The organism is Gottfriedia acidiceleris, from assembly GCF_050457485.1.
GTDB classification, from domain to species: Bacteria; Bacillota; Bacilli; order Bacillales; family Bacillaceae_G; genus Gottfriedia; species Gottfriedia acidiceleris_D.
Window position 1 is genome coordinate 266,389 of the sequence record NZ_JBCMJM010000007.1, and the last position, 13,861, is coordinate 280,249.

Below are 13,861 nucleotides of genomic sequence, written 5' to 3' on the forward strand. Positions count from 1 at the left end.
AAGATCCGACGTTTTTCTATTATTCTATTAAATTGTTTATTGAACGTTTAAGTCCTTCAAAATGTCACCTAAAGTTTCACCTTTGATTTTCGTTTTACCCTTAGGAACGTCTTGGACATCAGGGTTTGGTGTTAAATAATTCTTTTGAACAAAACTCATATCCTTTGCGTCTACGATCCCATCAAAATTAATATCGGCTGCACGCTTGTTAGTGCCCCAGTATGTTTTAATATAATCAGCATCTAAAACGTCGATTACGTCATCGTTATTTACATCTCCACCCATTACTGGAGCATATAAAATGTAGGATAGTCTACCAACAACATCTCCATTCGTAACATCATACAAATCATTAACTGTTACATGACGGTCGAAATGTCCTGGAATTTTGACTGTTAAATCATAATCTTCATTTGAAGCTGGGAGATTTTTAACAAAGTAGCGTGCACTGCTATTAAATTCTCCTGTATATGTCTTTCCATTTTTAGCTACTAACTTTAAAGTCATGCCAGCTTTAGAGAAATCTTTTTTGTAGTCTAGCCAAATACCCCAGTCATCTAAAAATCCATCTGCAAGTATTCCACCTTCAAGTTGAGAGTAGGTTGGTACAATATTAATCCCTTGACCAAAACATTGAATTGTCGTAGGTGCTTGATTTAAAGAGAACGCTGTAGATTTTGTAAGATCAATAGTTTGAATCCATTTTATATAAGTGCTCGGTTTTTCCTTCACCTTAAATGTTACATCAATTAATGGCATATTCGTTTGGATAGGCTGGATTGAATCACCTGTCAATTGTGTATTAAGTGTAATTTTACTTGCGGTCTGCTCAATGATTTTAAGATCAGCATTTAAACCATGTGATTTAGCATAAGAAACATAATCCTTATTTAAAGAAACGCTCGCAACGTCGTATGTTGTTGAAGGGAATGTTAATGTAAATTCTCCTCCTGTTAAATCTTTAACATTATTTGCACTTAGTGATAGCGTTACATTTTCACCATATTTCACATCATTTTTGTTTGCGACTAGTTTTGCATATGGAAGTCCCTTTTTAACAAACGTGTATGAGAAATCAGGGTGATCCTGCATTCCGTTTCCTGCGTAGTCATAGGCGTCAAGACTAATTTTTGTTACATCCTTACCGTCTAAAAGACCAGTTTTAAATTCAAAGTCGCCATTCTTTTCAATTTTTAAAGGTGTTGAAGAGAATTTAGTTTTATTAATTAAGTTAACCATGTTGGAAGACTGATCCCATTTAAATCCATTTTGATTCATGATATCTACTTGTTGGTCATATATGTTGCCTCTTAAAGTCATACCGTCTTGGGTTACTTCATAAACTCCGCCTGGTTGCTGCATTTTTACCATCGGGGTAGTATTTTCGATATAAAATATATCAGACTTTTTAAATGTTTTACCTTCTCTGTTCGTAGCGATTAGTTCTAATTCATATTTTCCTGGAGGAGCAAGCCTTTTTGAATATGAAATTGGATGATCCTTATGACCCGTAAATGCACTATAAAGTCCATTAAATCCGTATTCAGTTTCGAACATCGTATCTTCCGTAAAAAGACCTTGATATGCATCAACGAGTCCTAGTTCTTTTCCTGTTTTCGCATCTTTTAAAACTAAATCTACAGTTTCCATTGGGCTATTAAGGGAGAATTCAATGGCTGTTCCAGATGGGAAACTATGATTTAAATCACGTCGTGTTGTAAAGGCGTCTTCATAAACGTTAATTGTATTAATGCCTTCTTGTAAATGTTTGAAACCAAAAGGTATTTGGTAAACTTCATCAGGATTGTTATTGCTTGTAATATAAATATAACCTTCGTAGATACCAAATTCTGCAGAAGCAGGTATATGAATTGTTGGTTTAATTTTAATTGTTTTGTTTACATTAAGTGTAATCGTTTCAGGTACATCTACAGTCACATTGTTTGCTTTCGCATCTTTAGCTCCTTTTACATTTTGATTAAACTTAACTTGAATATTAAATGTTTTCTTTTTGTTACTTGTATTCGAAATAGAAACTACTCGAGAGTCTGTTTTTTCCTTACCTGCAGTAACTTGTGGTCCGAAGCTTAATGCTCCTGTAACGTCTGGTATAGTTATATCTTGACCATCCTTTGTGCTGATCGTTTTATCTAGTACCTTGATATGCAAATCAGAATGAACTGCTTCATAAACATCAATTCTTCCTGCACCTACTTCAAATACACTATAATCTTTTTGTAGTTTATCGGCTGTATTCATTAAAGCTGCTTTTACATCTTCTGGTTTGTATTCTGGATGTTTTTGTAAAAGAAGGGCAGCAGCTCCAGCAACATGTGGAGTAGCCATTGATGTTCCAGAAGCACTCATATATGCATTCGTATAATCAGTAAGATGATTTGGTCCGTTTTGATAAGCTGGTACACTTGAGAAGACAGCAACTCCTGGTGCAGTAACTTCTGGCTTAATATCATAAAATCTGTTTGAAGGTCCACGTGAACTAAAATCAGCTAAATTATCTCCACCAGTTTTCATTTCGCCAATTGAGTTTATAGAAAATGTTGCATTACCTTGATTTACTTTATCTAGAACTTTTAATCCTTGTTCATTAGTAAGAGTAAAGGAAGGAATAAAGTCAAAGCCGTTTCCAAGATAATGCGGTATTTGACCTTCCGTTGGGTTATTATTGTACATTAAAATCGCTTTTGCTCCGTGTTTCTTTGCAAGCATTACTTTTTCATTTAAGGATAGTATTCCACGTTCAATTAGCGCAATTTTTCCATTTACATCCTTGCCATTATAATCACTTTCACTATTTCCTAAACCTACAAATACGATTGGTAGTTGTTGGTTTTTTAATGTATTTAAGTCGTCATCATAGCTTTTTGCAAGAAGTCTTAAATTTGTTAAAGAAAGATTATCAGTTGAACTAACCGTACCAGTAGCCGTAGGAATTGTCATTGAAAAATCACTTGCACCAACTGTTAAAGCTAGTGGTGAAGTACCAGGTGAACCAAGTGAATACAAATCACTACCAGAGTTACCAGCTGCAATAACAGCAGTCGTTCCAGCTAAAACAGCATTATTTATTGCGATTGCATTTGGATCAAGAGGGTCATTATAATTTGAACCTAATGATAGATTAATAACATCCATTCCGTCTGCTACTGCTTTTTCGATTCCAGCGATGATATTACTTGAAGAACCTGATCCATATGGCCCAAGCACTTTATATGCATACAGATCAACTCCAGGTGCAACTCCGGTAACTGCATAATCTGTTTTATTTTTACCTTGACCCGCAATCGTTCCAGATACATGTGTCCCATGGGAAGTATAATATGTAAATCCAGCTAATGCATTGATTTCAGGTTCTCCAGATTTTTTCCAATCATCGTATGTTGTTTCCATTGGATCAGAATCGTTATTCACGAAATCATATCCGCCTTTATAAACATCTTTTAAATCAGGATGATGATAATCAATTCCTGTATCAATTACAGCAACCTTAACACCTTTACCAGTAATACCTTCTTCATGAAGTTTTGTTGCACCGATATTTTCTGTACTATCTAATGAAGGGGAATGACTACTGGACTCAGTTGCTTGAACCTCTGAAGGAGATGGATCTATTTTGATTATTTTATCCTCAAATACTGCTTTAACTTCATCCATATCTAGAATATTATGTACTTCATTAGCAGGTACAGTCATCGCAACTCCGTTAAATGCCAGGCGGTACTCTCTACGAATTTGCATAGTTGACATGGCATTTTTTGCTTGTCCAATTTTATGTTTAAAATTTTGATGAGATTTTTCTACATTATTTTTTGCCTCGTCTAAAGAGACTTCAATTCCTTTTTCTTCGTTTTTCTTCACATCCGTTTTAGCCGGATCCTGTGCAAATTGAACGATGATGTTTACTGGTTTATTACTAGTTATATCGAGCTTAGGTGATAAATATTTATCTTGATCCTTTGTTTCAACACTGCTATGTACTCGATCTCGATCCTCTTTTGTTAAGTTTTTTAAATACTGTTCTACGCTTGATCTGCCACTTTGAGAAGCAGAATCAACCGATGCAAAAGTATGACTAGAAAATAGCAAACTAGCTGCTATAAAACTAGTAGAAATAACCTTGAGTGGCAATACTAAATCTCTTTTCAAATACAATACACCCCTTCAATTTTCTCTTAAGGAATCAACCTTATATTCTGATTATTAAGAAAATTTAATAACCAGTCAATTGGGTTATTTATTCCTTATAAAATCAACGTTTTTCCCAATTAAGGATATAAATCTTTCAAAATTCATAAGAAAATTGTTCAAAAAACCCAGAAAACATAGTAAAAAAATGAATTTTGTCGAGTTTAAACGTTTCCTATTGAAGGAATTAGGTGATTTTTCACGTTAACTATTCAGTGATTTTAGAAAATGGTAATAAATAGCATAATTTTTCTACATTTAACAAATTTTAAATAGTAATAAATAAATTAATAGGTGATTGGTATGCGATTGGTTTATCCACAGAGAAGTAGACAATCAAAAGAAGTTAAAGCTCCAGTTGTTTTATCATCAGAATTACAAAAAAACTTACAAAATATAAATAGTGAACTACAATATTGTGCAGATTTAATCGTTAGAGAGTTCGAGGTTGGGGAAAGCAAAAAAAGAAAATTGGCTCTAATCCATTTGCAAGGTATTTCAAATGGTGACACGATTAGTCAATTTGTCGTTGATCCGATTCTTCATAAATGGAAAAATTCGAATATAGATAGTTTAAACGATATTAATTTTTTCAACGAAATGAAAGAGAATACGTTTGATGTGCCACTAGTTAAAACTGAAAATGAATGGAATAACATAATGATGGCAGTGTTAAATGGAGATACAGTAATTTTTATTGATAATCAGTTAAAAGTATTGTTGATTGATACAAAAGGTGGGCAATTCCGTTCAGTATCAGAGTCAACTGGTCAAACAATAATTCGTGGACCAAAAGATAGTTTTACAGAATCAATTGCAACGAATATGTCGCTGCTTCGTTATCGAATTCGAAATAATCATTTTAAGATGGAAATGTTGAAGGTAGGAGATGTAACAAATACAAATGTCGTTCTTTCCTATTTAGATGGAAAAGTTGATAAAGAGTTATTGAATTCAATTAGAGATAAAATTGAAAATATCAAGATAAACGGAGTTTTAGAATCTATTTATATTGAGTCTTTAATTGAATCAAAACCTTACAGTCCATTTCCAACTGTAATGGACACTGAGAGACCAGATGTTATTGCAGCAAATATACTGGAAGGACGCGTCGGGCTTCTTGTGGATGGGAGTCCAATTGGTCTTGTTTTACCAGCCACATTACCAATGTTTTTTCAGTCTCCTGATGACTATAATCAGCGTTATATAGTAGGGACATTTTTACGTTTTTTACGTTTCACAGCTTTTTTAATTTCTTTATTAGTTTCTGCTTTTTATCTTGCATTAATTACACATCACCGATCCATGATTCCAACACCATTATTGGTTAGTCTTGCAGCCCAAAGAGAAAGTGTACCGTTTCCAGCGATCGTTGAGCTACTATTAATGGAATTTGCCTTTGAAATTATAAGAGAAGCTAGTATTCGTAGCCCAAGAGTTTTAGCTTCAACTGTTGCGATTGTAGGGGCTCTTGTCATCGGCCAAGCTGTTGTACAAGCAGGAATTATTTCAACGGCTATGATTATCTTTGTTTCAATCACGGGAATCTCGAGTTTTACAATACCGAATTATAGTGTAGCTGCTTCAGCAAGATTACTGAGATATTTATTTATATTAAGTGCGGGTGTTGCTGGTTTATATGGTATTGCATTAATGTTTTTATTTTGGCTTGTTCACTTAAATACAATTGATTCTTTTGGAGTGCCATATTTGATGCCAATTTCTCCATTGTCGTTTCGAGATAATGAAGATCTATTAATCCGATTACCTAGAAAAGATTTAAAGACATCAATATCTGAGGTGGTCCCTGATTCCTCACGGATTAGAAAGAGACAAAAAACGAATAACGGTGAAGACAATGAATCGAAAAATTAAATTCAATTTATTAATGGCAATCGTAATTTTACTATCAGGATGTAATAATTATATGGAACTAAATAAAATTTCATTTATTACAGGATTAGGTGTCGACTGGACTGACGAATCTAATTTTAAGGTTACATTACAAGTCATTAATCCAACTGATTTAGCTACTGGTCAAAATGGTGGTGGCAATTCTTCACCAGTAATTCTTTATACATGTAATGGGAAAACATTATCAGAGGCAATTAGAGAAGCAGGTAAAAAAATAACGAAGAACAAAGACTTTACTCATGTTGGTTTAACTGTAATAGGAGAGAATGCAGCAAAGCATGGTATAGAAGAAATAGTAGACGCGATTATTCGTGAACCAAGGGTCTCTGCTTTTATGTCTGTTCTTGTAGCTAAAAATTCAACAGCTGAACAGATATTAAATACAATGACGCCTATTAATAAAGTTTCATCAACAGAAATGGTTTCAAAAATACAAAATGTTAATTTTTCATTAGGTGAAAGTGTCAACCCAAATGTATTTGAATTAGGAGAAGATCTTACTTATGCAGGGAAAGAGATTGCCATTAGTGGGGTTGAAATTGTTAACAATAATAAAGAAAAAAATACGTTAACTAATTTAGAAACGATGGAACCAGCCCAAACCAAAATCGATAACTTAGCTATATTTCGAGGTAGTAAACTAGTTGGTTGGATCTCTGGACGTGATGTAAGGGGTGTCTTAATGGTAATGGATAAAATTTACCAAACAAATTTTGCTGTACCCTGTGGAAATAATAAATACAGCTCTCTACGGCTACAAGCTCAGGAAATAAAAACTGATGTGAAAGTTAAGGGGAATAATCCAATTATTAATATTGATAATACTCTACTAACATTACTTGATGAAACGGGTTGTTCTGTTAATCTCGAAACTGTTAAAGGGTTAATCAAGATTGAAAAACAAGCTGCAAAAGTAATCAAACAGCAGATTGAGAACAGCATAAAATCAGCTCAAACTTATAAAAGTGATGTTTTTGGATTCGGGGATATGCTACATACGAGTGATCCAAAAAAGTGGAAACAAATTAAAAATCATTGGTCGGAAGATTTTTCAAAAGCAAAAGTAAATGTGAAAATTACCGTGATTATTAAACGAAGTGGCTTATTAGGGGAACCTGTAATCATGAAGAAGAAATAAGGTGAAGTAATGCAAAATATGAAATTTAATTCAGAACAATTATTTAGTTTAATGGCTATTTATTTAATAGGGAGTGCAATAGCAATCGACCCTGCTAAAGATGCTGGAAGGGATGCCTGGATAGCGATATTGATCAGCCTAGTAGGTGGATTATTATTATTTAGTTTGTATTTAGGAATATATAAAAATAACCCATCAAACTCTTTAATTCAGTGTTTGCAAAAAGCATGGGGAAAATATATTGGCGGCTTAATTGGCATATTATATATCGTTTACTGTATTTATATTGCATCAAGAGTTATGAGAGATTTTGCAGAACTAATTTTAATAGTCGCCTTAGACAATACGGGCCTATTCACCATATCAATATTAATGTTGTTTCTCATGATTTATACTGTTATGAAAGGTTTTACAAGCTTTGCAAGGACTGTTTGGATTTGTTTTCTATTAAGTGGGTTTATTGTATTTATTCTAATTTTTTCGCAATTACTAACTGGTTTTTTCAATTTAAGCCATTTAAAACCAATCCTTGAATTCGGATGGAAACCAGTTTTTAAATCGGTATATCCTACTACTCTAACATTCCCATTTGGGGAGTCAATCGTATTTTTATTGTTATTACAACATTATGATCAACCAAAAAATGCCTCTAAAATTGGTTATTCGGCCATGATTTACGCAGGCATTTTTCTTTCAATCTCAGCAATCATTCATCTTGCAAATTTAGGTGAAATTATTTTTAGAGCATCAACTTATCCTGTACTTTCTAGTATATCTTTGATTAATATTGGGGATTTCTTTACTAGACTTGAGTCATTGGCAGTAATTGTTTTTGTTATTTTGGGCTTTATTAAAATATCCATTTTATTTTTTGGAGCAGTTGTGGGGACAGTAGAACTTTTTCATTTAAAAGAAAATTGGTTAATTACGTTTTTAATAGGAATAATGATTATTTTTTTTAGTATATTTACAACCGTCTCCTACGCACAGCATGTTCATATAGGAATTGATTTGGTTCCTAGATATTTACATGTGCCGTTTCAAATTATATTGCCGATTATTCTTTTTGTGACTTTAAAGATTCAGAAAAAATTATCGCTTACGTAATTTAAAAAATATCGTTAAACCAAAATAAAGTAGGAAGTAACAAAACAATATTTTATCAAGCTTCATAAAACCAACTCTATTAGATGCAAACGCTAAAGTTAAATAATGGAGATCAAAGCCTTGTAATAACGTAAGGACATATATAAATAAAAAACAAAAAAATGATAATAAAATAAAGATGAATAGTTCTTTCATTCTTAACACTCCTTTTATTTAATATTATGAGGAATTAGAGGTTATTTTACGCATATAAAGCATTGCTTAATATAAGATAAAATCCTAAAGTTTTAATCATCTATATACTTTAGGTTTTTTTGTGTTTTAGGATTTAAAATAAAAGAGGATATTGTTGTATTTAATTAGTTTAATAAAAGTAAACTGTATAGTAAGCATTAATTAGTACAGAAGTGAAAACAGGTGGTCCAACTAATTTTTTTACTAAAAATAAATTAACCTAGAAAATAAAGTACTTTTCAATTTATTTAGTAGATTAGCCGTCTCTAAACTTGTACATATTCATAGATTAACAGTGGATAAGTATTATTTGGGAGGTATCTTTTTTGGAAGCTTTTTTTAGTGACTTAGTAAAAAAAGTAATTGCAAATTACCCTTTAGAAGTAAAACATAAATCTTTAGAATACATTGATGAAAAAAAAGCAGAATGGCCCATGGATACTAATATCGGAGAAGTATTATTGAAGAAAGTTTTAATTGATGAAAGGTATATTGAATTCATGATTTATGCAATTGACTATCTTAGAGATAATGGCGTATTTACACCAGAGGTATTAACAACCAAATTAGGTGATGGCTTTGTAAAGATGAAAGATGACTATTTTATGTTATTTGAAGCTGTTAATGGGAGAAGACCAAATTTTGAGAGTGAAGAAGATCTTATTCTGTTGATGAATGGGATTGCTTCTTTTCATAAAGCTTCAATAGGCATAGAATTAACAACTGAGCAAGTTTCATCTATTCAATCAAATTGGAAAAATGATTTACAAAATAAATTTTTAAAATTAACAAAATGGAAAGAAGAACGAGCTAAGTTAAAGTATCAAAATGAAATCGATAAGCTGTTTTTAAAAAATATAAACACGGTTTTAATGCAATGTGAAAAAGCTTTAGCAATAATTGATAAATATATTGCCGAAGTGGTAGAAGAGACAGCGAAAACGAAAACATTATGTTATCAGAATTTTGATGTAAACGATCTGATAATTGGAGAAGACGCGAATTTCTATTTCTTAAATATGAGCTCGTTAAAAATGGAAATGCCGATTCATGATATGAGAAGAATTTTAAATATCGTAATGAAAAAAGAAAAAAATTGGAATCCAAAGTTATTGAAGAAACTAATCATCGCATATCAGGAAATCAATCCGTTAGCATGTATACAGTACCAGGTTCTAAAAGCTGATTTATTATTTCCACATTTATTTTATGACGTATTTTCGGCACATTACGAAAATAAGGAAGCACAATTGGTTGATCCCTGTCTAGTTTCAAACATGAAAAAAATAATAACATTAGAAATTAATAAAGAAAGAGTAATTTCTCCATTCTTTGTCCGAATAAACGAAGCACTTAATGATCGATAAAACTTCATTTAAAATAGTAAAGCTCAAATCCTGTTATGGATTCGAGCTTTATTTTATTATTTGTTTTTTTTCTTTCCAATCATTCCATAATCTTTGATCGTAATATGAACATCGTAGTTTATTTTAGCTTTACTAAATAGTTCATCCCAATTCTTACTCATTTTTTTCCATTTTTGGGGGTATTGGATTCTTACTTCGTTTCCAAATCCAGCAACATCTGTTTTAAATTCATTTTGAAGCTTGTTTGTTACATTTTCTACTATTTTTGTGACTTCCGCATCGGTTGCTTTTTCGATCCTTTTAATATTTTTTTCTTCAAATAAAGGTCTTAATTTAGGATTCCAATATTCTGCTACTCTACCTTCGGACTCAATTTTGACGTCAAAAGTGATTTTATCACCTTTTATATGAGGTGTCACTTTACTTTTCATCGATTCAATTTGAAACCAAGTCGGACCATTTGATTTTTTCGTGTATGCCTTTACTGCTCCGCCTTTTCCTTGTGCAGTGATCCAATTAATTCCTTCTACTTCTTGTGGATTAAGAGTGCCAATCATTTTATTTTTTTTACCATTAAAAATTGCACCGCCAGAAAACTTAACACCTTTATCAGTTGTTTCTAATAATTGGAGGAGAAAACTAGAACCAGAATTCATTAATCCACCAATTTTTATTAACGGTGTTTTACTGACAATTACTGAAGTTAATGATTCGTTTGCAATTTCAACGATTCGTAATGAAGGAATGACATTTGGTTCAGTCGTTTCTAATGCCTTTGTGGCTTCACCTTTTGCAATAAATATTAGTGTACTTCCACGAATATCGATATCACGGAAATATAAATCAGTAAGCTCTCGGAGGTTTATTTCTCTAGCAAGTTCTTCACTAATAATAACGCATTTTTGATGTGCTCCAAAAATGTATCCTTGTCTACTTAAAGTAGTGTCCCATCCTGTAGGTTCTAACGAAACACCTTTACCGATCACATTTATATAAGGTTTTGATGCATTATCTCCACCAGATTTTGTATCCAATGCCTCGGGAACGACATATTGTAAAGTCGATTTTATTTTTCCGTCACCATCCTTGTCTAATGAAGAACCTATGATAATGTTTAAGTCCTCAATTGGTCTACTACTCCAGCAACCCGATAATAAAATTAGGAGAATAGTATTAGAAATTAAAATTACGATTCGTGTTAACCTACATTTTCTCATTTATTTTTTTCCTCACAGATGAAATCACTAGTAGGATAATTGGGATGATTCCAAATAAATAAAATGCAGTATTACCGATCGTAGCAGCCATTGTAAAAGTTTGATTTATATCTTTAGGAATCATTGAAATAATGTAAATAAATGGTAATGTACCAAAAAGAAACGGCTTTATACTTTTTTTATTAAAAATTTGCGCCATTCCAAGGGTACAAATATAATATGCGATAATATATGTAGCAAAAATTTGCATAATCCAAATGACTAGAAGTAGTGAGTCAAATCTTTCTACAAATAGCCCTTGTATATCGTAGCTTCGGATATAAGTAAGTACAGGCCAAGTTTGTAATAAAACTCCATTCACTGAGAAAGCACCGACTACAGCGACAACGGTAATCGTATAAAAAACAAAAGGTATACCGATCCCTAACATAATTGATTTTGATACCTTCGTTTTATCCTTCATAAACATAAAAATAAATAAAATCACTTCAAAACCTGAAAATGAAAGGGAAGTTGTTTTAAGACCATTAAGAACGGGTTTGAAACCATCTCCAAGAACAGGACGTAGGTTGTCTATTTCAATAATGCCTATTCCTAAAAAAATAACTAATAGAAAGAATAATACAGTAATTGGAAAAATAATTTCCAATAATCTCGCGATTGGGTTGATCCCTCCTAGAACTATATATAAACCAATCCACAGGAAAGGAATTAAAATAGCCCAAGAAGGAGTACCTTGTAGTAAGAATAATCGTGTAGTTTCTGCCATTACCCGAACTTCTAAAGCTGAAAGGCAAATATAATATATAATAATAAAAATACATAATGTAATTCCTAACCATTTACCAATTATTTTTTGTGTAAATTGAAAATATGATTCATTAGGATATTGTTTACACAGCATAGCTAGTAAAAAGACTAAGAGGGTAATAAGTAAGCCGGATATGACAACGGAAATCCAACCATCTGGCGTTTTTACTTTGTCGGTAATCGTTCTTGGTAGTATTAAAATACCTGCACCAAAAATGAAATTTACAAAAAACATAACAGTTTGATTTGTTGATATTCGATCATTAGGATCTGAATTCATAACCTAGTACTCCTCCTTTCTTAAGCTATTTCATCCTTGTATTTTTTTTTGTTTGCATACTTTTTGGCCGGTTTTTCATAAAAAATATTGGGGCTCTTATGAAGAAATCTTTCCAATCACCAAATCGAATTGGAGAAGCGGGACTTAGATAAGGAACACCAAAGCTTTTGAGTTTAACTAAATGGCTACAAAGCAATAGGAAAAATAAAACGACTCCATATAAACCGAACACACTTGCAAAAAGCATTGATAAAAAACGAAGCATACGAAGGGCAATTCCTACATTATATTGAGGTAATGTAAATGACGAAATTGCCGTTACTGCAACTACAATAACCATGATCGTACTGACAATACCTGCTTCAACTGCGGCTTGACCGATAATTAATCCTCCAACTATTCCTAAAGATTGCCCAATTGGTTTAGGCAAACGTAGTCCAGCTTCCCTTAAGACTTCGATCGAGATTTCCATTATAAGTGCTTCAATTAGTGGCGGAAAAGGGACACCACCTCTAGTGGCCGCTATATGGAATACAAGTTTCGTCGGGATTAAGCCTTGGTGAAATGAAATAAAAGCAATGTATAAAGATGGTCCAAACAATGAAATAAAACAAGAAAGATATCTTAATAATCGAACTAAAGAAGCGGCAATCCATCTCTCATAATAATCCTCAGGGGATTGTATTAACATTTGAAACGTTACAGGAGCAATTAATGCAAATGGTGAGCCATCCAATATAATGGCCACCCTACCTTCCATTAAAGCACTCATAACCCGATCAGGACGTTCAGTACTTTGAATCTGAGGAAAAGGACTTAAATAATCATCTTCTATTAATTGTTCGATATAGCCAGAATCGGGAACGTTATCAATTTCAATCCTTTTTATTCTCTTTTTTACTTCGTCAATAAATTGAGAATCGGCAATAGTTGAGATATATGCTATAACTAATTGTTTTTTTGAAATTTCTCCAACTTCATAACCAATCATCGTTAAATCCGGGTTTTTACCGGCGCGTCTTAACATGGCTGTATTATCAGCTAAGCTTTCAACAAAGCCAAGTCTTGGCCCACGAACAAGTGCCTCAGAATCAGGTTCCCTTACTTCTCTAGTTTTTGTTAGTGCTTCACCGATTAAAAAACATTCAGAAATACCATCTACTAACAAAGCAATTGAACCAAATAGAACATCTGATTTTAATTTTTTATAAGTAGTGACACCTTCAATTGTACAAACAGTAAGTGATTTCTCTTTAATACATCTTTTAATGTCTTCCATATTTAGAGACTGCCCATTATTTTTTTGATTGATTGCAACGGCAGTAAGTCCCGTCATTAATTCGCCCAAAATATGCTTTTGAATTAAGTCTGCATTAGATAAGCCATCAATAAAAATGATTGCTACTTGAATATCTGTTTCACCTAATAAAAATTCTCTAAATTTAACATCAGAATTATGTCCAATTTCATTAAAAATCCAATCCAAATTTACTTGGAGATCACTGGATAAGATTTCATTACTATTTTGAGATTCATTATTTAGAGATGCCATATTTTCTGAGATTTTATTGGATCTCCAACGCTTCATTTA

General features: G+C 32.4%; 9 protein-coding genes. 4 read left to right on the forward strand and 5 right to left on the reverse strand.

Annotated elements, in window-relative coordinates:
* Positions 1-36: 36 nt before the first annotated feature.
* On the reverse strand, positions 37-4,164 hold the full coding sequence (locus ABEY15_RS07640; RefSeq protein WP_429889523.1) for a S8 family serine peptidase: 4,128 nt from the start codon (positions 4,162-4,164) through the stop codon (positions 37-39).
* Positions 4,165-4,506: 342 nt separating this feature from the next.
* On the opposite strand from ABEY15_RS07640, the gene ABEY15_RS07645 reads away from it, so the two are divergent.
* Genes ABEY15_RS07645 through ABEY15_RS07655 form a run of 3 tightly spaced genes read left to right on the forward strand, consistent with a single transcriptional unit; the run spans position 4,507 to position 8,362 of the window.
* Entirely contained in the window at positions 4,507-6,078 is a 1,572-nt protein-coding gene (locus tag ABEY15_RS07645; protein ID WP_429889524.1) for a spore germination protein, read from the forward strand.
* Positions 6,062-7,255 carry a Ger(x)C family spore germination protein gene (locus ABEY15_RS07650; RefSeq protein ID WP_429889525.1) on the forward strand — a complete coding sequence of 398 codons (1,194 nt, stop codon included), beginning with the start codon at positions 6,062-6,064 and terminating at the stop codon, positions 7,253-7,255. Before ABEY15_RS07645 ends, ABEY15_RS07650 begins: the two co-directional genes overlap by 17 nt.
* Before the next feature lie 9 nt (positions 7,256-7,264).
* Positions 7,265-8,362 (forward strand): GerAB/ArcD/ProY family transporter, encoded by a 1,098-nt coding sequence (locus tag ABEY15_RS07655; protein WP_429889526.1) that lies wholly within the window; start codon positions 7,265-7,267, stop codon positions 8,360-8,362.
* Here ABEY15_RS07655 and ABEY15_RS07660 read toward each other — a convergent pair.
* Positions 8,348-8,557 carry a hypothetical protein gene (locus tag ABEY15_RS07660; RefSeq protein WP_429889527.1) on the reverse strand — a complete coding sequence of 70 codons (210 nt, stop codon included), beginning with the start codon at positions 8,555-8,557 and terminating at the stop codon, positions 8,348-8,350. The genes ABEY15_RS07655 and ABEY15_RS07660 overlap by 15 nt on opposite strands.
* Before the next feature lie 365 nt (positions 8,558-8,922).
* On the opposite strand from ABEY15_RS07660, the gene ABEY15_RS07665 reads away from it, so the two are divergent.
* Positions 8,923-9,963 (forward strand): CotS family spore coat protein, encoded by a 1,041-nt coding sequence (locus tag ABEY15_RS07665; protein WP_429889528.1) that lies wholly within the window; start codon positions 8,923-8,925, stop codon positions 9,961-9,963.
* A 56-nt stretch (positions 9,964-10,019) separates the two neighbouring features.
* Here ABEY15_RS07665 and ABEY15_RS07670 read toward each other — a convergent pair whose 3' ends face one another.
* The 3 genes from ABEY15_RS07670 to ABEY15_RS07680 are packed head-to-tail and all read right to left on the reverse strand — an operon-like array spanning position 10,020 to position 13,858.
* Positions 10,020-11,180, reverse strand: a complete 1,161-nt coding sequence (locus ABEY15_RS07670) for a Ger(x)C family spore germination protein (protein WP_429889529.1) — start codon at positions 11,178-11,180, stop codon at positions 10,020-10,022.
* Positions 11,167-12,270 carry a GerAB/ArcD/ProY family transporter gene (locus ABEY15_RS07675; protein ID WP_429889530.1) on the reverse strand — a complete coding sequence of 368 codons (1,104 nt, stop codon included), beginning with the start codon at positions 12,268-12,270 and terminating at the stop codon, positions 11,167-11,169. The genes ABEY15_RS07670 and ABEY15_RS07675 overlap by 14 nt, the downstream gene beginning before the upstream one ends.
* 25 nt (positions 12,271-12,295) lie before the next feature.
* On the reverse strand, positions 12,296-13,858 hold the full coding sequence (locus tag ABEY15_RS07680) for a spore germination protein (protein WP_429889531.1): 1,563 nt from the start codon (positions 13,856-13,858) through the stop codon (positions 12,296-12,298).
* Positions 13,859-13,861: the final 3 nt, after the last annotated feature.

Bases quoted from the DNA above. Each gene is read 5' to 3' on its own strand.
- ABEY15_RS07680 (WP_429889531.1), bottom strand. From the start codon at position 13,858: ATGAAGCGTTGGAGATCCAATAAAATCTCAGAAAATATGGCATCTCTA.
- ABEY15_RS07675 (WP_429889530.1), bottom strand. From the start codon at position 12,270: ATGAATTCAGATCCTAATGATCGAATATCAACAAATCAAACTGTTATG.
- ABEY15_RS07655 (WP_429889526.1), top strand. From the start codon at position 7,265: ATGCAAAATATGAAATTTAATTCAGAACAATTATTTAGTTTAATGGCT.
- ABEY15_RS07670 (WP_429889529.1), bottom strand. From the start codon at position 11,180: ATGAGAAAATGTAGGTTAACACGAATCGTAATTTTAATTTCTAATACT.
- ABEY15_RS07645 (WP_429889524.1), top strand. From the start codon at position 4,507: ATGCGATTGGTTTATCCACAGAGAAGTAGACAATCAAAAGAAGTTAAA.
- ABEY15_RS07650 (WP_429889525.1), top strand. From the start codon at position 6,062: ATGAATCGAAAAATTAAATTCAATTTATTAATGGCAATCGTAATTTTA.
- ABEY15_RS07660 (WP_429889527.1), bottom strand. From the start codon at position 8,557: ATGAAAGAACTATTCATCTTTATTTTATTATCATTTTTTTGTTTTTTA.